Origin of the sequence: Clostridium gasigenes (genome assembly GCF_017348895.1) — a bacterium.
GTDB lineage: Bacteria > Bacillota > Clostridia > Clostridiales > Clostridiaceae > Clostridium > Clostridium gasigenes.
Genome location: NZ_CP071376.1, coordinates 1,547,419 through 1,569,291, shown reverse-complemented (window position 1 = coordinate 1,569,291; position 21,873 = coordinate 1,547,419). Strand labels below are relative to the sequence as shown.

Sequence of the window (21,873 nt, the reverse complement as noted above, 5' to 3'; positions counted from 1 at the left end):
TTTAATTTTTAATATATTTTCTTCTTTAATTTATTATCCATATCTAAAGTTATTCTACTTAAATTAATAGATGAAATTATTATTATCACTAACCCTAATATTTTTCCAACTATCCCTAAATATAATAAAAATATAACTGCTATAAAACATGCACAGGCCATCAATACAAGACCATTAGAATAGTCCTTTACAAGCTTGTCCACATTCTTAACTCTATTTAAAGTCTTTGCATCTAAACCTGAAATTAAACTTGTTTTTTTCTTAACTCTAACTAAATAAGCTCTCCCTAATAGCATAATTCCAATTAAAATAAATATACCTGGTATTAACTTTGTAAAACCCATAGATTCCATATCCTTTATCCCCTTATAGCTTTTAATAATATTATACAACAACTTAATTTAATTGACAATTATGACTATTCAAAAAAAATAACAAACCTCTATGCTAATCTGTTTTATTGAAGGAAACTTATATAACCATAAAGAGGCACCTAAAACTTGGGTGCCTCTTTATTATTCTTCGCCTATTATTCTAACTTCTGGATGTAACTCTACTCCAAATTGCTGTTTTACTTCATCTTGAATATGCTTTATTAATTCTATTATATCCTTAGCAGTCGCTCCATTTTTGTTTATAACAAAACCTGAATGTTTATCTGATACCGCTGCTCCTCCAAGTGTAAACCCTTTTAATCCTGCATCTTGAATAAGTTTTCCTGCAAAGTATCCTTCAGGTCTTTTAAAAGTACTTCCTGCTGATGGATATTCTAAAGGTTGTTTTGATTCTCTCATAAATGTTAAATCATCAACTCTTTCTTTAATTTTTTCTTCTTCACCAGATTGCAATTTAAAGATAGCAGATAAAACTACATATCCTTTTTTCATAACCGCTGAGCATCTATATCCAAGTTCTAATTCTTCTTTATTTAAAGTAATTATATTCCCTTTAGTGTCTATTACATCTGCTGATTCTATTACATCAGCTATTTCTCCATGGTATGCTCCTGCATTCATAAATACAGCTCCACCTACAGTTCCTGGAATACCACATGCAAATTCAAATCCTGTTAATGAATTTGAAAGCCCAGCACTTGAAACATCTTTTAATAATGCTCCACATTCTGCGTTAACTCTATCCCCATCTACTGATATGTTTTTAACTTCTCCAAGTTTTATAACAACACCTCTCATACCCCCATCTCTAACTAAAATGTTAGATCCATTTCCTACTACATAAAAAGGTATATTGTTATTTCTACAAACTTCTATACTCTTAAGAACCTGTTCTTTTGTTTCAGGAATTAATAATATATCAGCTGGTCCGCCCACTTTAAAATAAACATGATTTTTCATTTGAGCATCTTCTATTACATTTTCTTCTTTATAAAATTTTTTAAATAAATCTATTAAACCCCTAAATTGATTCATATTAAACTCCTTCAACCTTGTTATAATCTCATTTGATAGTATAAATTAAAGTTTACCATTTAACAAGCAATTTAACTACATATATTATCATTATACTTGTATTGTAACTAATTTGTTACCTTTTCTTTTTGTTTACCTCGCCTCTTTGTCACTATTAATCTTATTAAAGTAACTAACTATGCTTTCAGCTGCTTTTTTATCTATAGTTGGTGTTTCTAATAATTCTTGTATATTAGCATTTTTTATATTATCAACACTCTCAAATTTCATTAGAAGTGCTCTTCTTCTTTTTTCACCTACATTAGGTATATCCTCTAATATAGAATGTAATGTTCTTTTATCTCTAAGACTTCTATGATAAGTAATAGCAAATCTATGAACTTCATCTTGAACCCTTCTTATTAATTGCATAAGATTAGAACCTCTATTAATTATAAGTTCTTCATTATTATATATAATCCCTCTTGTTTGGTGTTTATCATCTTTAACAAGTCCGCATATTGGGATACTAATATTAAGATTTTCTAAAACTGCAAGCGCTATATTAACTTGCCCCTTCCCCCCATCCATCATAATTAAATCTGGAAAACTTGAAAATTTACCGGAAGAAAACTTTATATCCTTCTCTTGAATTGCTTTTATTTCTTCTAAACCACGTTTAAATCTTCTTTCTAAAATTTCTCTCATACTATCATAATCATTGGCACCTTTTACGGATTTTATTCTAAATCTTCTATAATCACTATTTTTCGGTCTACCTTCTTCAAAAGCAACCATAGTTCCAACAGAGTCTACCCCTTGAATATTTGAAATATCATAAGCTTCAATTCTAAATGGAATCTCATCTAAGTCTAATAAATCCTTAAGTTCACCCAGGGATGTTTTATTTATTTCCTTATCTCTTAAAAATTTATCTTTAAATTGCTCTAAAGTTATTTTCCCATTATTTTTAACCATTTCTAGCATTTCTTTTTTTTGCCCCTTTTGTGGGATCCTAACAAGAACTTTCGATCCTCTTTTAATAGCTAAAAATTCTTCTATTAACTCTAAATCTGCAATTTCTGGAGCATAAATATACCTTGGAACTTTAGCTGTGCTTCCATAAAAAGAAGTAATAAATTGTGATAAAACTTCACCAACATTATCATCTACAGTATTTTCAAATATAAAATTCTCTCTTCCTGTGATTTTACCATCTCTTGAGAAAAATATTTGGACACAACTGTCCTTTTCATCTTGGTATATATTTATAAAATCTTCATCACCTTCCATAGTTTTAAAGATTTTTTGTTTTTCTACAATAGCTTCTATAGCTAGAATTTTATCTCTTAATCTTCCTGCTTTTTCAAATTCCAACTTCATAGATGCAGATTCCATTTGTATCTTTAATTCATTAACAACAGTTTTATCAGTTCCATTAAGTATCTCCATAATCTCCTTAATCATTTCACCATATTGTTTTTTACTTATGTATCCAGAGCATGGACCTAGACATTTTTTTATATGATAATTTAAACAAGGCCTAATTGGTTTTCCATCTTCTTTTATAACTAACCTACAAGTTCTTAAAGGGAATATTTTATTTATTAAAGTTATTGTTTCATATACTGCTGTTCCATTAGTATATGGGCCAAAATATTTACTTCCATCTTTAGCATAATTTCTTGTTACGAAAACTCTAGGATAATCATCATTTATTGTTATTTTAATAAAGGGATAAAACTTATCATCTTTCAAAGCAATATTATACCTTGGGCTATGTTTTTTTATTAAATTGCATTCAAGTATTAATGCTTCCATTTCTGTATCTGTTACTATGTATTCAAACTCCGAAATATTTTTAACTAATACTCTTACTTTTTCAGAGTGATTTTTAGATTTTTGGAAATAGCTTTTAACTCTATTCTTTAATATTTTAGCCTTTCCTACATAAATAATTTCACCTAGAGTGTTTTTCATTAAATAAACTCCTGGTTTATCTGGCAAGTTTTTTAAGTGGTATTCAAAATCAAACACTTTATTCCCCCCTTTCATTATTATGTAAGGCATAAAAAATAACTAGTCACCATATATCATGCTACTGACTATTACTTTTCTTTATGCCTAATAGATCTTCAAAAAATAATTAGTTAAATGTTTCTAATCCGCTTTAACTAATTAATACTATTATCTATTTTAATGTACCCCTAAAAAGGAGACTCAAATTCTTCAAATTTAGCTAATTTATTATCCCATTCTTCAACCTTTACTTCATCTTTGTTAAATTCCCAAGGAATATTTAAGGAATCCCAATTAACTCCGCCTCTATAATCATTGTTGAAAGGTTTAGTAACCTTATAAAATATTAAAGCGTCTTTGTTACCTTTTATATAATAACCATGAGCGCAGCCCTTTGGTACATATATTAAATCTCTATTAAATTCATTTAACTCTACAACTACATATCTTCCATAAGTTTTAGATTTCTTTCTTAAATCTATAACTACATCTTGAATTTCTCCTGCTATACAAGTTATAATCTTATCCTGTTCTTCAGGTGGTGCTTGATAATGCATCCCTCTTACAACCCCAGGCCTTGCAATTGCATAATATTCTTCTTTGAAATCTGTACTTAGACCATAAATATTAAATTGAGTATCATTAAAGACCCTTATTAAATCACATGTATTTTCCATAAATACAGTTGGTGTAATTAAATAGCATCCCTCTACTTCTAAAGCCTTTACTCTAAACATTTCCCCATCCCCATTTCTACTTTAATCATCAAGAGTTTTCTATTTTTTTTAATTTTGCTATTGTTAAAATAAGTCTCTCTTTAATATATGATTTTGTAGAATAAAGGTGTTTGTTTAATATCTATTTTATTTCATATCCCTTAGTTACAATTTTGGAGAATTCCTAAATCAAAAAGAGATAGAGGTCTTGTATCTTTACATCTAAGCTTATAAATATAACTCTTAGATGTAAACTAAAACTAACCTCTATCTCTTAACAAATTTCCAAAGAACATTTAACTATTATTTTCCTAATATAGCATCTATAACATTAGCCGCTATAACCGCTGGCAATTTCACTCCATTTTCACCATTTTCAACTATAACTGCAATAGCTACTTGTGGATCATCTGCAGGTGCTATTGAAACAAACCATCCATGAGGAATTGCTTCTGAACCATCTGGAAGATTATAATCTGCTGTTCCTGTTTTTCCTCCAGCTCCATATTTTTGTAGCATATCCCAACCATAAAAAGTCTTTCCAGCTACTAGTGTTTTCATATAATCTCTAACTACTGCTGAAGTTTCTGGTGATATTACTTGTTTTAATTCCTTTGAAGGTATTTCTTTTACCGTGTTACCTTGTGAATCTATTACCTTATTAACTAATTTAGGTTGCATTAACATACCGTTATTAGATACTGCACTTACCATTAATGCCATTTCCATTGGTGTAGTAAGAACACTTCCTTGACCAATTCCACTTTGTGCTATACTTCCAACTTCATACTCTTCAAGTGTTGGAAATTGACTTTTTGTTATTGTAGTTCCAACTGCTGGTACTACAGAATTAAACCCAAAATTTTCAGCTACAGCTTTTAGTTTTTCATTTCCAAGTTCCATAGCAAGTGTTCCAAAAACTACATTACTAGATACTGAAAATCCTTTTCTTAAGCTTATTGCCCCATGAACTTGATGTACATAATTATTTAGTTCTCTTCCATCTGCAAAAGTTATTTTCCCCTTATCTTGGAAAGTTCTATTTGCAACAGATGGATCATTTTCTAAAGCTGCTGATAAAGTAATTGTCTTCATTACTGAACCTGGCGGGTATAATCCCTCCACTGCTCTATTAATTAAATACCCAGCTTCGCTGTTCTCAGCTGTTGCTCCTTCTATTGCAAGCTTCATGTTGTTTGGATCATAGGTTGGCTTTGATACCATTGCTAGTATTTCTCCTGTTTTAGGATTTAAAGCAACAACTGCACCCTTTTGATCTCCAAGCAAATCATAAGCTGCTTTTTGGGCTTTGGGATTTAAAGTTGTAACTACCCCATTACCTATTTTTTCATCTTCTTGATTTCTCTCCTTAAAAAATGTTTTCAAATCAAAATCTTTGAAGAATTTTCTTAAGTTATTACCTGCTCCGCTATATTTACTTAATTCACTATCAAATTCCTCTTCTAGACCTGTTATTCCATATTGTTCATCTATATATCCTAAAGAATGTGTATATAAATCTTTATAAACATATTCTCTATCTTGACTTAACTCGTCTATTCTTTTACTTTTAGTTAACGCTTCACCATTTCTATCGTAGATTGTACCTCTTATAACTTCATTTCTTTTTGCCCAAAGCCTTACATTCCCTGGCATTGCTGCAATATCAGGTCCCTTAAAAACCTGGAAGTACACCATATATGATATTAAAGCTATAAAACAAAAAAGAAATATTACCATTACATTCCTTACATTTTTTCCTAAATCGTTCATATATTATGCCTCCTCTGAAATTTTCTGAAGTATTCCAAGTGCGAAGAATATTGTAAGCATTGAACTACCACCATAACTTATAAGTGGAAGTGTTATTCCTGTTAATGGAATAACCTTAAATACTCCTCCTATAATAACCAGCGTTTGACAAGCTATCATAGTACTGAATCCTACAGCTACAATTTGAGAGAATTTTTCATTTGTTACGAAGGCTGCTCTAATTCCTCTATAAAACATTAAGAAATATATAATCATAATTCCTACTGCAAATATCATTCCAAGTTCTTCACATATTGCTGCAAATATAAAATCAGAGGTTGCTACTGGTATATATTCTGGAAGACCTTTTCCAAGCCCTGACCCAAAAAGCCCCCCTGAAGATATTGCATATAGCCCCTGAACTATTTGTCCCCCTGCTGTTTCTACATATTTCCAAGGATCTTGCCATATTTCTATCCTTTCCTTAACATGCCTAAACATTCCATATGCAGCAACTGCACCTACTGATGATAACCCTAAACATGCAAATACATACTTCTTTTTAGATGTAGTTATATATAACATGGTTACTGATATCCCAAAGAATATTAGAACTGATCCTAAATCTGTTTGAAGAACCATGCACGCCATAGAATACATTGCTACTAAAGCTGGTTGTATTAATTGTTTAAAATCACCTTTCATTTTGCCCTTATTTTCATAAGTCATTAATGCTGATGATAAATATAACACTAGTGCTATTTTACCAAACTCTGAAGGTTGAAATCCAAATGGTCCTATATATACCCAGTTCATAGCCCCATAGGTTTCAACATGGAATATTTTCCCGTAAACAAATCCCAGTGGCATAAGTACCAATGTACCTATTAAATATATTTTTTTATACTTTGCAAAACTCTTTAAATCTGGCATTATTACTACAATTAAAATATAAGCTATAATCCCAAGTATTACCCAAACCAACTGTTTCATAGCTTCTACTGGTTTAAGCCTATAAATCACTGCTACTCCAACTACTGCTAAAATACTAGCAAAAACGAATAAAAATTTATCTCCATCCGGATAAAACTTTCGTATTACATAATGAGAATATGCTATTATTCCGCATAATAACACTCCCATTCCCATTGCTTTATAATCAAATTCTTTTGGTAATAAAGCTAAGTTTGTAAATAGAAGTAAGCATAGTAGGTAGATTAATTTTAAGAGTCTTTTCTCATACTTTACACTACTTTTCATACTTTCACCTCTATTTCTTATCTGACTTAATAACCTTAAATATTACACTTCCGATTCTTATTTTATCATTTGGCCTAAGCTTGGCTCTTTGGTCAATTTTTTCTTCATTAAGAAAAACACCATTTGTACTCTCTAAGTCTTCTATATATACTTCATTATTTTTAATAGCAAGCCTTGCATGGTTTCCTGAAGCGTACTGATCTGTTAATTGAACTGTATTACCTTCTTTTCGACCTATAGTTATAGGACCCCTTAAAAGTAACATTGTTCCTTCTTCTAAGTTATCATTATCACCTGCTTTTAACACTTCAATTCCATAATTTTTCTTGGCTGTCCCTTGTCTTCTTTTTCCACCAGTTTTAACATCTTTATACATAATTTTTAGAGCATAAAAAATAATGACGTATAAAAGTACCATAAATGCTATTCCAAAAATTATATTTATTAGTTTCGAAGAACTCATTCTTTCACCTCAAATTTAAGTTATATTTACTATATATATATTAAGACTTTTAGGTAAAAATAACAAGTCCTATATACTATTGCAATATCTTATTAAGATATTTACCAGTATATGACTCCTTATTCTTACATACAGTTTCTGGAGTACCACAAACTACTAAACTCCCGCCTTTGTCTCCACCTTCTGGTCCTAAATCTACTATATAATCAGCACACTTTATCATATCTAAATTATGTTCAATAACAACTACTGTGTTACCTGCATTTACTAATCTTTGAAGTATTTCTACTAATCTATTAACATCATCAATATGAAGTCCTGTTGTTGGTTCATCTAAAATATATAAAGTTTTACCTGTACTTCTCTTTGAAAGTTCAGATGCAAGCTTTATTCTTTGAGCTTCCCCTCCTGATAACTGAGTTGATGGTTGACCAAGTCTTATATACCCAAGTCCTACATCAAATAATGTTTGCATCTTATTCTTTATTCTCGGCATATTTTCAAAGAACGTTAGCCCTTCTTCTACAGTCATATTTAATATGTCATGTATAGATTTCCCTTTATATTTAACTTCTAAAGTTTCTCTATTGTATCTTTTTCCCTTGCAAACCTCACAAGGAACATATACATCTGACAAGAATTGCATTTCTATTTTAATAATTCCATCACCTGTGCAGGCTTCACATCTTCCTCCTTTAACATTAAAACTAAATCTTCCTGGTTTATACCCTCTCATTTTAGCTTCATTTGTTTGAGAAAATAACTCTCTTATAATATCAAAGGTTCCTGTGTAAGTTGCTGGGTTAGAACGTGGAGTTCTTCCTATAGGCCCTTGATCTATATCTATAATTTTATCTATGTTTTCAGAACCTGTTATATCTTTATGTGAACCTACTGGATTTTTACTTTTATTTACTATTCTATTTAAACCTTTATAAAGTATTTCGTTAATTAATGTACTTTTTCCAGAACCCGAAACTCCTGTTACCATTGTTAATATTCCAAGAGGGAATGTTACATTAATATTTTTAAGATTATTTTCTTTTGCCCCTTGAATCACTATTTTATTTCCATTTCCTTTTCTTCTTTCACTTGGACAGTTAATTTTCTTTTCTCCTATTAAGTATTGACCAGTTATGGATTCTTTACACATCTTAATATCTTCTAATGTTCCACTTGCTACTATTTCTCCACCATGTTCTCCGGCTCTTGGCCCAATATCAACTATAAAGTCTGCTTCTCTTATAGTATCTTCATCATGTTCAACTACAATAACAGTATTTCCTACGTCTCTTAGGTTTTTAAGAGTTTCTATTAACCTGTCATTATCTCTTTGATGAAGTCCTATACTTGGCTCATCTAAAATATATAATACACCCATAAGTGCTGATCCAATTTGAGTTGCAAGTCTTATTCTTTGTGATTCCCCTCCAGATAAAGTTCCCGCGGTTCTTGAAAGATTTAAATAATCTAAACCTACATTTAATAGAAAATTTAATCTACTATTTATTTCTTTTACAATTTGATCACTAATAATTTTATCTTTTTCTGAGAATTCTACTGAATTTAAGAATTCTAGTTCATCTCTTATTGGCATCTTCGTAAATTCGTAAATATTTTTATCCCCAACCATTACTGCAAGTGCTTCTTTTCTTAATCTAGCTCCCTTACACTTTGGACAATGATTGTTACTCATATATTGCTCTATATCACCTTTTATAACATCAGAATTAGTTTCTCTATATCTTCTTTTAAGAGCATTTATTTCCCCTTCATAAGCATAAGAGTATTTAGCAGTCATTCCTTCTTTTGTATAATTTACAGTTAGCTTATGTCCCTTTGTTCCATAAAGTAATAAATCTACTTCTTCTGGTTTCAAACTTTTAATTGGCTTCTTAAGGTTTAACTTAAATTCTTTACTCATTGCTTTTAATATAGCTAATGTCCAGGAATCATCCTTTAATCTACCTTCACCCCAAGTTGCTATTGCACCTTCCATAATACTTAAATCTTTATTAGGTATTACTAGATTCTCATCTATTTCTATTAAAGCTCCAAGACCATCGCAATAATCACATTTACCAAAAGGTGAATTAAATGAAAATAATCTAGGCGCTAATTCATCTATACTCATTCCACATTCTCTACAGGCAAATTTTTCACTAAATAAAATATCTTCTCCACCAATTATATTAATTAAAACTAATCCTTCTGATAATTTCAATGCTGTTTCAACTGAATCTGATAATCTGCCTTCAATTCCCTCTTTAATAACTATTCTATCAACTACCGCTTCTATGCTATGTTTTATATTTTTATCTAAATTTATTTCCTCTTCTGTTAAGTCATAGATTTCTCCATCTATTCTTGCTCTAATAAAACCATTCTTTTTAATATTTTCTAATACCTTTTCATGAACACCCTTTTTCCCGCTAATTATAGGTGCTAAAATTTGAATCTTAATTTTATCCCCAAGCAACATAACTCCATCAACAATTTGATCCACAGATTGTTGAGTAATTTTCACTTTACACTTAGGACAATAAGGAACACCTACTTTTGCATATAAAAGTCTTAAATAATCATATATTTCCGTTACAGTTCCAACTGTTGAACGAGGATTTTTACTTGTAGTTTTTTGATCTATAGATATAGCTGGTGACAACCCTTCTATAGATTCAACATCTGGCTTATCTATCTGTCCTAAAAACTGTCTTGCATAAGAAGACAATGATTCTACATATCTTCTTTGTCCTTCTGCATAAAGAGTATCAAAAGCAAGAGATGATTTCCCCGACCCTGATAACCCTGTAAAAACTATTAATTTATCTCTAGGTATTTCTAAAGAAACATTTTTTAAATTATGTACCTTAGCACCCTTTATTATTATTTTATCTTTCATGTACCCAACCACCTTTTCTTCTAATTTATAAGGCATACTTATAAAAATATATATCCCACATTACCTTATTATTTTTTTCAAATTCTAAATTTAGTTTCTGCATATATTCTAGAAATTAATCACGAACATATATTCTTTATTCTATTTTAGATTTTAATATAATTATTGTCAATTATATTATATATTATTTAATAATTTTTATTTAGATATACCATACTCATTTAAAACATAATAGCCTAAATAATAAAAAACTGGATTTAACATCTATCCCTAATGTTAAATCCAGTTTACTATTTCTTTAACTTTTCAATAATATCTCTTAATTCTGCTGCTCTTTCAAATTGCAGATTTTTAGCAGATTCCATCATTTCTGATGTATATTTCTTAATTAACTTCTTCTTATCTTTTGGATTTATTTCTTCTAAGTTTTCAGTATTATATTCTTCTGGATCTTCAGCAACTTTCGATATCGCTATTAGTTCACGAATATCTTTCTTTATAGACATTGGAGTTATTCCGTTATCTTCATTGTATTTCATTTGAATTCCTCTTCTTCTATCAGTTTCCTTCATAGCCTTATCCATAGATTTAGTAATTCTATCTGCATACATAATAACTCTACTGTCTAGGTTTCTTGCAGCTCTACCTATAGTTTGAATTAATGAAGTTTCAGAACGCAAGAACCCTTCTTTATCTGCATCTAAAATTGCAACTAAAGCAACTTCTGGTATATCAAGCCCTTCTCTTAAAAGATTTATTCCAACTAATACATCAAACTCACCAAGCCTTAAATCTCTTATAATTTTCATTCTTTCCATTGTAAGTATCTCCGAATGCATATACTCTGCTTTTATTCCCAAGTCTTTTAAATACTTAGTTAAATCTTCCGACATTTTCTTAGTTAACGTTGTTATTAAAGTTCTATATCCCATTTTTGTTATTTTTAATATTTCTCCATACAAATCATCAATTTGCCCAGTTACTGGTCTAATTTCTATAACTGGATCTAATAACCCTGTTGGTCTTATAATTTGCTCTGCTATATTTGTTGAGTTATCTAGTTCATATTGTGCTGGAGTTGCACTTACAAATACTATTTGATTTATTTTCTTTTCAAATTCTTCAAACTTTAAAGGTCTATTATCATAAGCGCAAGGAAGTCTAAACCCATACTCCACCAAGTTCTCTTTTCTTGCTCTATCACCTGCATACATTGCTCTAACTTGTGGTAATGTAGCATGACTTTCATCTATAAACATTAAAAAATCCTTTGGAAAGAAATCTAATAAAGTTTGAGGAGGCGTTCCTGGAGCTCTCCCATCTAAAACCCTTGAATAGTTTTCCATTCCATTACAATATCCCATTTCCCTTATCATTTCTAAATCATAATTAGTTCTTTGTCTTAACCTTTGAGATTCTAATAATTTTTCTTGAGCATTAAGCTGTTTTAATCTATCCTCTAATTCATCCTCTATAATATGCATTGCCTTTTCTAAAGTCTCAGTAGATGTTGCAAAATGCGATGCTGGGAAAATTGAAATATGCTTTCGCTCTCCTACAATAGTTCCAGTTACCACATCAAATTCCCTTATCCTTTCAATTTCATCTCCAAAAAATTCTATTCTAACACCTTTATTTGAAGATGATACAGGAATAATATCTAAAGAATCCCCTCTAACTCTAAAAGTTCCTCTAGTAAAAGCTATATCATTTCTTTCATATTGTATTTCAATTAATTTTTTTATTATTGTATCCCTATCCTTTTCCATTCCTACCCTTAAAGAAATTGTAAGCTTTTTATATTCATCAGGATTACCAAGTCCATAAATACAAGAAACTGATGCAACAATAATTACATCCCGTCTTTCTAAAAGAGCTGCTGTTGCAGAATGCCTAAGCTTATCTATTTCATCATTTATAGAAGCATCCTTTTCTATAAAAGTATCAGTATGAGCAACATAGGCCTCAGGTTGATAATAATCATAATAAGAAACAAAATATTCAACAATGCTATCAGGGAAAAACTCCCTAAACTCCGAACATAGCTGAGCTGCCAATGTTTTATTATGAGCCAAAACCACAGTAGGCCTCTGCAATTGTTGTATTATATTTGCCATAGTATAAGTTTTACCCGAACCAGTTACTCCAAGCAAAGTCTGAAACTTATCACCCTTATTTATAGAATTAACTAAACTCTCTATAGCCATAGGTTGATCACCTGTAGGCTTAAAGTTAGATTGTATTTTAAATTCTGACATACCACACCTCCTTAAATAATCTGTTGTCTTTATTATTCACTTATATTTTTTTCATATTCCTTAGAGAGCTTCTTTAAAATAACTAGTCAAATTCTAGTCTATTTTCTTTCAGCTCCCTTATGTATGTTTATAAATCTATTTTATCTTTTCTTTCCTCATTATTCAAATTAATTAAAAATTATCATTACTGGGATTATATTTTCAAATGGTTATTTTTCTCTATTTATTGTAAATATGGTATAATTGTATTGTTGAAATATTTACAAAAAGTTAATCATACGTATATATTATTACTGAAAATTATAAAAATATATATCCACAAATAAACTTTATTGTGTTTTTTAATACATATATTTAGAAGGAGTCTATAAATATGCTTAAATTTTTATTTGTACTATTTATAACGCTTATGGTTTTTATAATTAGTTACAGAGTAAACAAAAAAAATAAACCCATACTGAAACTACCTAGAACACTAAGTATAATATCTAAAATAACAGCTATATTATGTTTAGTTATAGCTCTAACAATGATTGCCGATATTCTTCTTCCAAAGGATACCTTAGAGGTTCAAGTTATTAAAAGTGGTAATTCAAATACAGTATATTTTGGTATATACAGTGAAGATTTGAATGAAGTTGCCTATAATACACTAAAAGATAATGAAAAAGTGAAAATAGAAGTTTCAAAAATTTATGATGAAATAAAAGAAATATCTCTAATAGAAAGAAATAATGAAGTGCTAACCTTTCCCACAGTTGATAATTATACCTTTTTATTTATGATAGTTTTATTTTTACTACCAAGTTATATCTTCATTAGACATATATTCACTAAGATAACAAATGACTTTGTTTATTATATCCTAAGTATTTTATCACTGGTTCTAGGATTTGTAGGGATTATTTTAATCATTAAACTTTTTCTAGTTCATGTTCTTCATATAGTTGAAAGAGTGTAATAATCTACTCATGGTCTATATAAATTAAATAGTTTCAAAAGAAAAGGAGAGAAATATGACTAAAAAATTATATAACAATATTAATAATGTGTTTTTATGTTTATCATTTATATTAATTATATTGCTTTTAAACTATGACTATTTATTTAATATAATTGCAGTTACATTGCTTCTATTTTTAAGTATTTCTATGTTCATAAATAGCAAATATAAGTTTACTAAACATAAATATACAAACTTTAAAATTGACTTATATATAAGTATTTTACTTTTTATAATTTCTTTGACAGGTTTTATTTTTTGTTTGGTTGATTAAAAGGAACAAAAAACAGGGTGGACTAGTAACTAAAGCATTACTAGTCCACCCTATATATTAAAATTATTGTTCTTCCTTATTTAAAATTAAGAGTTAAGAATTATTAATTCTCAATTCTTAATTAAAATAAATTCTCCAAGTGCAACACTCTCTTTTTCAGAATAATCTACTCTAAACTCTTTTTTAAATCATTAAATTCAATAATATACTTTTCCTTTACTAGCTTAACTATCGTAACAGCAGTTGCTTCATCATACATGTGAGAAGTTCTTTTTCTATCAAGCATCATTTCAATCCAAATATCTCCATTTGAAATTAATTGTTGTTTAAATGCACACCTAATAGTACTTCTTGGAGATAGTGCCTCATCTAATATACCTTGATCTTCTATATGTAATTTCATCGATTTCCATGCTTGTTCAAATGTAAATTCAAATCTTTGTATTATTCCATCTACTACTAAATCATCAGTTATATCTTTTTCTAGAGCCTCTTCAAGCCTTTTTAACGCTTTGAAAAAATCTCCTTTTCTTTCACCTAGTTTTTTACTCATTATATATTTGAATCCCTTCACTAATTATATTTTCTATTAACTCTTTTTTAGATAATTCATTAAAATTCAAAATATCAAAACTTAAAGGCGTATTTGTTTCCTCTATATCCATACTTACCTTTGCGTGTGTTAAATGATTTATATTCTTGCCGAACAAACATAAATCTATATCCGAATTGTATTTATTATCTCCTCTTGCCCTTGAACCAAATAAAATAACTTTTTCAACTTCTATATATTGATTAAATATATTTTGTAATTCTATTATTAGTTTTTCATCTAACATTTTATCACCTTCTTAATCATTATATTTTCAACCACCCCATTAGCTGGTAATTGTCTCCTGCTCAAAGACCCTTATTATGTAAACCCCATTTTCAGAATTTGCTGCTTTTTTATTATCAATGTAAATATTTTTCGCAGCAGCGTCTGCTAAGGCTTCTACTTCAAGTGAAATATTTCTTTTATCATATTAAAACTTCCATATATAATTTTACTATTTTAGCAATACTACATTCTTCTGAGTATTTCATTAGTAAATTAATTTTTTTCTCTTTTCTTCGAATATATTCTCTAAATGCTTCATTAATAATATTTTTATCCATCTTGTGCCTATATCTTATGTAATTCTAAAGCAGATGTAAGACAAAATACTCCATTAGGAACTACTTTTACTTCTTTTATAATATTACTATATTTTTCAACTTTTTTCAATTTAACAACTGCTACTTTTAAACTCAAGCAGGTATTTACTCTATTTCTTACTTTTTTGTAACATTATTCTTTTTTGCTTTTTTTGATTTAACAATATCGTTTGGAGATTTATTGCAAACTACATTAGGAAAAGATAAATCATATAGCTAATGATGATTTACATACAATATCAGAGTATAACAAGAACAATAATGACTGGTTGCTAACCTTTATCTTGCAGGATTCCCACCTGCTATATAGTCATAACAAAATGACCTAAAAGTTTATCACTTCTAGGTCATTAAATTCCTCTTAATACTAAAGTTCTACATCTGTAGTTTCTTTAGTTACTATTTGAGCTTCTGCTTTAGTCCTAAGTTTACCACCTTTTGATAAAAAGATATCTTTAGTGATAATACTATTCATAGCTGTAGCAATATCTTCATCTTTAAGTTCAGCTTTCACATCTTTAATTGCAAAAGTAAATTTACCCTCAGCTTCGTCATTAAACTTCATATTTAATACTCTTTCAACCATTCATTTCACCTCCTTTCTTTTGACATTAACTGGTTTAACCTAAGATGCAACTTACTATCTTGATAGTAAATTTACTGTTTCTTTTGTTACTTGAGATATTGGATAACTAATGAAGCCTCCAATTATATCTCCAAGATCCATTAATGTTTCTTCTGTAGCTAATAAATTTAAATCATTAGCTCTTTGGTTTCTAAATATTTCATTACCTTTTGTATCAACACCAACTTTGTATTTAACAACAACTGCTGTATCAACTAATACTGAATTAACTGCCATATGTTTCACCTCCCTTCACTTAAATATATGCACTCATTAAGGTTTTTGAAAAAATAGTTGAATTAATTATAATTATTTTTGAGACTATGATATTTAGGTTTAAATACTCATTAATAAAACTACCTTATAGGCTTTTAGAAACAAAAAATAGGCTGGACTAGTAATTAAAGCATTACTAGTCCAGCCTATATATTAAAATTATTGGTCTTCCTTATTTAACTTTTACCTGGAAATTTTCTTCTCCTTGGAGGTGCTGCCGAAGAAAGGTCTAGTCCTTGACCTGAGGTTGCTAATAAACTTACTAAGGTAACATAATTTGAAGAGCCCTAAGTTGTTTAATCAATCTTAATTGGATATAATAAAGACAACTAATATCAAAGGAGGACTTATGATAGATAAAAATAATCTTTTTCATGGGAGTAATCTTATTGTTGAATATCCAGAAATAAGATTACATAAATTCACAAAAGACTTTAGTTGGGGTTTTTATTGCACTAATAGTAATATACAAGCAGAAAAATTTACTAAGAAATATAAAACCAATAAAGTGATTAATGTATATTCTTTATCTTATATAGATGATTTAAATGTTAAAATATTTAATGAGCCTAATGAAGAGTGGTTAGATTTTATAGCTAATTGTAGAAAAGGCAATTTACATGATTACGATATTGTAGAAGGGCCTCTAGCTGATGATGTTATTTGGGATTATGTATCTGATTATATAGAAGGTAAAATTTCTAAACCAGCTTTTATGGAATTTGCTAAATTTAGAAAGCCAACACATCAGATAAGTTTCCATACAGTAAAGGCACTTACAAGATTAAAATTTGAAAGGAGTTACATTTATAATGATTAAATTATTAACTAAAGAATATGATGATTTATATTATTTATGTTCTTTGATTGAGTTTATCAGTAGAGAAACTAATAATACAAGTAAATATATAGTTAATGCTTTGGGTGAAAATGAACTTTTATATATCAAGGATATAGCAGAGGTACTTCATTGTGATAGTTTTGAAGAAACAGCTGAAAGATTTATATTAGAGCATAATATAGCTCAAGGTACTAATGATAAATTATCACTACTTAAGGGTGAATCTATACCTAAATACACAAAAATAGGAAAGGCATATGCTAATCTTATTGAAAAGATATGTTTAAAAGAAGAAAATTTAATAAATACTTTAATAGAGATATACAACTCCTGGATAACTGAATATATAGAAGACTATGATTCAGATTTTTATTATTTACCAGTAGATTATCAAAAATGCTGCTATGAAGAAAATAAGATACTAAGGTACTAGTATTAATTTATATGTTAAAATATAAATTAGAAGGTTGTCACTGGAAAAATTTACACCCCAGGGGCGTATGGATGAATATATGAAAATAGCATTGCAATTAATTTTGTAATGCTATTTTTAATTAGGTATACTTAAGACTTTAAAATATCTGTACAAGAAATGTTACCATTCCATATTTAGTAACCCAAATTTACCTTACCAAAGCTTCAAAATTAGTCACCAGCGAGAACCTTCCTTAGACTTCCATCTATAGCATTAGAGTCTTCAGGATGTTCCATAAGTAAACCACATGACTCCATAATAGCTGCTGAGAACGTGGTTTGTACTGATTGTTTTACTTTAGGATCATCAATAGAATCAATATAATCCTTCTCTTTCTGCCAAGCTTCTTTTATTAAGTCATAGTATTCTTGAACTGGTATTTTATTATTACAGTAAGTTTTACCTTCTAATGGCTCAAATCCTGATATCTTCATGTCTGTTACAACAGAATTTGCACCATGATTATTTGGAAATATAAAATTAAGGGTATAAGTTTTCCCATAAAAAGTAGCTTTTGTTCCATCGTCTCTAAAAACAGCTGTATTCTTAAGGAAAATAACTTTTTTATCATCATTTTTTGCATCGGTAACTTCATAGACCATAAAATCAAAAGAAGTCTCTGTAAGGTTTGAAATAACAACTTCACAAAAGTTTTTCGGAATATTCTCTCCGAAACGTCTGTCATCAAAGAAAGTGTCTTCATATAATTGAACTTTACCTTTTACTTTAGATACTCCTGGAGAAATGTTAGTTTTAGAACCTTCATTTTTTCCGGATGTTTCAGTTGGACTTATTTCTTTGGAAGAATCCTTTGATACTTCTTTTTCTTTATCTTGAGATGTGTTGGCATTATCTAGAATGGTAGTAGTGTCTTTTGGTTTAGGACTATCATTTGAATTTTGTGTAACCTCTTCAGTTAAAGTACTATTGTCTGAGGATTTATTTGTACTTTGAGAATCTTCTAGTGTGCATGATGTTAAAAAAATTGTAGAAAATAATAAACAAAACAATATTTTTTTCACAACAAAACAACTCCTTTATATTCAATACTATGAATATTTTAACATACTGGTTATGAATTTAATATTTAATTTTGAAACTATAGGCAAAAAAGGCAAGACTTATTCTGAAAATAAATTTCCAAAAATAAACTTCTCCAACATCCAGTTTTTACCAAGTGCAAGCAGTGTTGATAATCCTACCATTTAATTACAAGAATAATTTTCAATCTACTAAAGCCCTTAAACCTAGTAAAATTAAGGCTTTATAAATGGTATACCGTTTTGTTATACCCTTGTAGTGATTATATTTTCATAACATAAAAGCCCCAAAATTATTATCAACAGCTTCTGCTACTATTTTAAACTAATTGCCTTCCCTTCTACCCCACCAAGTTTCTCCCATATATAATTATGTTGTTCCACACCATTTGAAAAATCCTAAGAGTGTGACTTCATCCCCCTCTAGTTCCCCTGGCGAACAATTATTTCCAATAACCTAAAGCAAAGGTGTTTCAATATTGCAACACCTTTTATTTGTATATTTCTTTTAAGTTATTCAAATTATCCTATTTCAAAATGCACCAAACACTATAAAAATCATAGTGCTTTTAGATGCTTATACCTGTAAATATTAAAAACTCGCGGGGGTAGTAGCCAAGTCTGGAGGCTCGTCCGATAGACTTATGGCTTGCTATTTGGAAATCATCTCCTCATCGGAGGTGCTGCCGAAGAAAGGGCTAGTCCCTGACCTTAGGTTGCTACATTCCACTATGGACAGATTAAAACTATTGTTGCACTTTGGGACAACCTTCATGTGCTAGGATTTACATTCCATTATGGATAGATTAAAACGCTTTTATTTCAGATTTTAAGGATATTAAATGCCTTATTTATATTCCACTATGGATAGATTTAAACTACTAATGTACTTATTTTTGCGACCGTTTCTTCAAAATTTACATTCCACTATGGATAGATTAAAACCATTAGTTGTTTATAGTTTGTATCAGACTTTAAATCATTTACATTCCACTATGGATAGATTAAAACAACCAAAATAATATTACTAATCCAAGCCTTATATATCATTTACATTCCACTATGGATAGATTAAAACTAATAGCTATAATGTATGTCTAGTAGTTGCAATGATATTTACATTCCACTATGGATAGATTAAAACGCTTATGCAGCGAGTGGAAACAAAGGAATAGCAGCATTTACATTCCACTATGGATAGATTAAAACGTTTATATTGCTACTTATAGAATGAAGCAACTACAATTTACATTCCACTATGGATAGATTAAAACTCCAAGAAAGAATTTTGAAGTTAAGCTTACAGATGTATTTACATTCCACTATGGATAGATTAAAACTATTGGATATAAAAATGTTGGATATGTTGCAGGTCAATTTACATTCCACTATGGATAGATTAAAACATTTGCTATCTCGCAAGTATTCCTTTCTGGTTCTTCATTTACATTCCACTATGGATAGATTAAAACCATGATTTCTTATCAGGATAAAGATGTTATTCTTTAATTTACATTCCACTATGGATAGATTAAAACATAGGTGGAGTACTACTAATCGGAGGTTCTTTATTATTTACATTCCACTATGGATAGATTAAAACCAATGTTACGGAACCTGCTGCCAATCTTAATTGCATATTTACATTCCACTATGGATAGATTAAAACACGCAATTGAATAACAATTCGAGGAGTGTTAGAATTATTTACATTCCACTATGGATAGATTAAAACACTTGTGTAATGGAGATATGGGTAGAGTTATTTAAATTTACATTCCACTATGGATAGATTAAAACAAAGTTAGCTCCACCAAAATTGTTTTGATTACTATTATTTACATTCCACTATGGATAGATTAAAACCCCTGGCAACTGTGATGCAACCACAGACTTAATTTAATTTACATTCCACTATGGATAGATTAAAACGGGAGGTAAAATAAAAAAAAATTATAGATTATCTTGATTTACATTCCACTATGGATAGATTAAAACATCTACAGATAGTTTGCTTACAAGAATAATTCCAGTATTTACATTCCACTATGGATAGATTAAAACCAACCTTTAATTATGGAAAAGAAAGAGATTTATTACTATTTACATTCCACTATGGATAGATTAAAACATATAAAAGATTATGTTAAGCCTAATATACAAACTAATTTACATTCCACTATGGATAGATTAAAACTGTTCTGTAAGTTTTTTTAACATATCTTGTTTCTTAATTTACATTCCACTATGGATAGATTAAAACCAATACTTAAATTTAGCATCTAATGAACCTTCATGGATTTACATTCCACTATGGATAGATTAAAACACTAGAGAAGATAAGGGATATGCAAGTACTAAGGAAATTTACATTCCACTATGGATAGATTAAAACAATGCTTAGGCATCGTGTTATTAGGTCTATTCCTAGATTTACATTCCACTATGGATAGATTAAAACCTCGGCTTTGAGTACATACGATATTAAAATATCTTCATTTACATTCCACTATGGATAGATTAAAACCAAAGTACCTATGTTTTATATTATTAAAACAGTAATATTTACATTCCACTATGGATAGATTAAAACAGTTATTCCACTATTTGAAGGCTTTGTAAAAGTAATATTTACATTCCACTATGGATAGATTAAAACTCCTATTGTAATAGGTTTGGAAGAGTTGCTTCAATTATTTACATTCCACTATGGATAGATTAAAACTTTCTGTAATTTATTTCCTAAGACAATAATAACACAATTTACATTCCACTATGGATAGATTAAAACCGATATCTCCTTTAGCGCCATCTGCTCCTTGAATTCATTTACATTCCACTATGGATAGATTAAAACTTCCACCATCTGTACTTAATTTATGTCCCAATCTTTATTTACATTCCACTATGGATAGATTAAAACTTAAATATACAAAAATATGCAGATTGCATTGTAGCATTTACATTCCACTATGGATAGATTAAAACTACTGCTTCTTTAGTTGCTAAGTAACCCGCTCCAACATTTACATTCCACTATGGATAGATTAAAACTTTTAAAGTGGTCATATAATTTACCTTTAATATCTAATTTACATTCCACTATGGATAGATTAAAACCATAGGTACAATGTAGCTACAATGGAGTACAAACAATATTTACATTCCACTATGGATAGATTAAAACCATAAATATTGAAGTCGAAGTAGGAACAGATGTTAAATTTACATTCCACTATGGATAGATTAAAACCAATAGATCCTCCACCAGTTAAAAACCAATCATAAATTTACATTCCACTATGGATAGATTAAAACAAACGCCGTATAAGCATTAGCCGGAGTTATATCAGTATTTACATT

Annotated in this window: 19 protein-coding genes, 1 pseudogene and 1 CRISPR repeat array (1 of these 21 only partly in view); of the genes and pseudogenes, 3 read left to right on the top strand and 17 right to left on the bottom strand. The window is 29.3% G+C overall.

Going from position 1 to position 21,873, the window contains the following annotated elements:
• Positions 1 to 8: 8 nt before the first annotated feature.
• From J1C67_RS07540 to uvrB, 9 genes are all read right to left on the bottom strand, one after another.
• A complete protein-coding gene (locus J1C67_RS07540) occupies positions 9 to 353 on the bottom strand; it encodes a hypothetical protein (RefSeq protein WP_167866030.1) in 345 nt (114 codons plus the stop codon).
• Positions 354 to 515: 162 nt separating this feature from the next.
• Positions 516 to 1,430: a UDP-N-acetylmuramate dehydrogenase gene (murB, locus tag J1C67_RS07535; protein WP_167866031.1), complete on the bottom strand. Its 915-nt coding sequence runs from the start codon at positions 1,428 to 1,430 to the stop codon at positions 516 to 518.
• A gap of 132 nt (positions 1,431 to 1,562) precedes the next feature.
• Positions 1,563 to 3,446 carry an excinuclease ABC subunit UvrC gene (gene uvrC / locus J1C67_RS07530; protein ID WP_167866032.1) on the bottom strand — a complete coding sequence of 628 codons (1,884 nt, stop codon included), beginning with the start codon at positions 3,444 to 3,446 and terminating at the stop codon, positions 1,563 to 1,565.
• A gap of 170 nt (positions 3,447 to 3,616) precedes the next feature.
• The gene (locus J1C67_RS07525) at positions 3,617 to 4,165 is read right to left on the bottom strand and encodes a dTDP-4-dehydrorhamnose 3,5-epimerase family protein (RefSeq protein ID WP_167866033.1); all 549 of its coding nucleotides are present in this window, start codon (positions 4,163 to 4,165) and stop codon (positions 3,617 to 3,619) included.
• 282 nt (positions 4,166 to 4,447) lie between these two features.
• Positions 4,448 to 5,917: a peptidoglycan D,D-transpeptidase FtsI family protein gene (locus tag J1C67_RS07520; RefSeq protein WP_167866034.1), complete on the bottom strand. Its 1,470-nt coding sequence runs from the start codon at positions 5,915 to 5,917 to the stop codon at positions 4,448 to 4,450.
• A gap of 3 nt (positions 5,918 to 5,920) precedes the next feature.
• Positions 5,921 to 7,156, bottom strand: a complete 1,236-nt coding sequence (locus J1C67_RS07515) for an FtsW/RodA/SpoVE family cell cycle protein (RefSeq protein ID WP_167866035.1) — start codon at positions 7,154 to 7,156, stop codon at positions 5,921 to 5,923.
• Between the two features lie 10 nt (positions 7,157 to 7,166).
• The gene (locus J1C67_RS07510; RefSeq protein WP_167866036.1) at positions 7,167 to 7,619 is read right to left on the bottom strand and encodes an FHA domain-containing protein; all 453 of its coding nucleotides are present in this window, start codon (positions 7,617 to 7,619) and stop codon (positions 7,167 to 7,169) included.
• 76 nt (positions 7,620 to 7,695) lie between these two features.
• On the bottom strand, positions 7,696 to 10,521 hold the full coding sequence (gene uvrA / locus J1C67_RS07505; RefSeq protein WP_167866037.1) for an excinuclease ABC subunit UvrA: 2,826 nt from the start codon (positions 10,519 to 10,521) through the stop codon (positions 7,696 to 7,698).
• A 290-nt stretch (positions 10,522 to 10,811) separates the two neighbouring features.
• Positions 10,812 to 12,779: an excinuclease ABC subunit UvrB gene (gene uvrB, locus J1C67_RS07500; protein WP_167866038.1), complete on the bottom strand. Its 1,968-nt coding sequence runs from the start codon at positions 12,777 to 12,779 to the stop codon at positions 10,812 to 10,814.
• A gap of 373 nt (positions 12,780 to 13,152) precedes the next feature.
• On the opposite strand from uvrB, the gene J1C67_RS07495 reads away from it, so the two are divergent.
• Positions 13,153 to 13,740 carry a hypothetical protein gene (locus tag J1C67_RS07495; RefSeq protein WP_167866039.1) on the top strand — a complete coding sequence of 196 codons (588 nt, stop codon included), beginning with the start codon at positions 13,153 to 13,155 and terminating at the stop codon, positions 13,738 to 13,740.
• A 482-nt stretch (positions 13,741 to 14,222) separates the two neighbouring features.
• Here the strand turns inward: J1C67_RS07495 and J1C67_RS07490 are convergent, their stop codons facing one another.
• The 6 genes from J1C67_RS07490 to J1C67_RS07470 all read right to left on the bottom strand — a co-directional run bounded on the left by J1C67_RS07490 (position 14,223) and on the right by J1C67_RS07470 (position 16,115).
• Positions 14,223 to 14,609, bottom strand: a complete 387-nt coding sequence (locus tag J1C67_RS07490) for a nucleotidyltransferase substrate binding protein (protein ID WP_167866040.1) — start codon at positions 14,607 to 14,609, stop codon at positions 14,223 to 14,225.
• Entirely contained in the window at positions 14,602 to 14,895 is a 294-nt protein-coding gene (locus J1C67_RS07485; RefSeq protein WP_167866041.1) for a nucleotidyltransferase domain-containing protein, read from the bottom strand. Before J1C67_RS07485 ends, J1C67_RS07490 begins: the two co-directional genes overlap by 8 nt.
• A gap of 181 nt (positions 14,896 to 15,076) precedes the next feature.
• Positions 15,077 to 15,214, bottom strand: a complete 138-nt coding sequence (locus J1C67_RS07480) for a hypothetical protein (protein WP_167866042.1) — start codon at positions 15,212 to 15,214, stop codon at positions 15,077 to 15,079.
• A gap of 7 nt (positions 15,215 to 15,221) precedes the next feature.
• Complete coding sequence (locus tag J1C67_RS19650; RefSeq protein ID WP_279286167.1) at positions 15,222 to 15,350, bottom strand: hypothetical protein; 129 nt, start codon at positions 15,348 to 15,350, stop codon at positions 15,222 to 15,224.
• Positions 15,351 to 15,620: 270 nt separating this feature from the next.
• Complete coding sequence (locus J1C67_RS07475; RefSeq protein ID WP_167866043.1) at positions 15,621 to 15,839, bottom strand: DUF2922 domain-containing protein; 219 nt, start codon at positions 15,837 to 15,839, stop codon at positions 15,621 to 15,623.
• A 54-nt stretch (positions 15,840 to 15,893) separates the two neighbouring features.
• A complete protein-coding gene (locus J1C67_RS07470; RefSeq protein WP_167866044.1) occupies positions 15,894 to 16,115 on the bottom strand; it encodes a DUF1659 domain-containing protein in 222 nt (73 codons plus the stop codon).
• Positions 16,116 to 16,503: 388 nt separating this feature from the next.
• Between J1C67_RS07470 and J1C67_RS07465 the strand changes: the two genes are divergently transcribed.
• A complete protein-coding gene (locus J1C67_RS07465) occupies positions 16,504 to 16,974 on the top strand; it encodes a DUF3990 domain-containing protein (RefSeq protein ID WP_167866045.1) in 471 nt (156 codons plus the stop codon).
• Positions 16,967 to 17,428, top strand: coding sequence for a hypothetical protein (locus J1C67_RS07460; RefSeq protein WP_167866046.1), 462 nt, complete (start codon positions 16,967 to 16,969; stop codon positions 17,426 to 17,428). The genes J1C67_RS07465 and J1C67_RS07460 overlap by 8 nt, the downstream gene beginning before the upstream one ends.
• Before the next feature lie 212 nt (positions 17,429 to 17,640).
• On the opposite strand, the gene J1C67_RS07455 is transcribed toward J1C67_RS07460, so the two are convergent.
• Together J1C67_RS07455 and J1C67_RS19850 are read right to left on the bottom strand one after the other, a co-directional pair.
• Positions 17,641 to 18,492 (bottom strand): hypothetical protein, encoded by an 852-nt coding sequence (locus tag J1C67_RS07455; protein ID WP_167866047.1) that lies wholly within the window; start codon positions 18,490 to 18,492, stop codon positions 17,641 to 17,643.
• Between the two features lie 333 nt (positions 18,493 to 18,825).
• Positions 18,826 to 18,897, bottom strand: a pseudogene (locus J1C67_RS19850) (hypothetical protein); the annotation flags it as partial.
• 330 nt (positions 18,898 to 19,227) lie between these two features.
• A CRISPR array of direct repeats spans positions 19,228 to 21,873; the repeat unit is 30 nt; unit sequence ATTTACATTCCACTATGGATAGATTAAAAC; it runs 480 nt beyond the window's last position.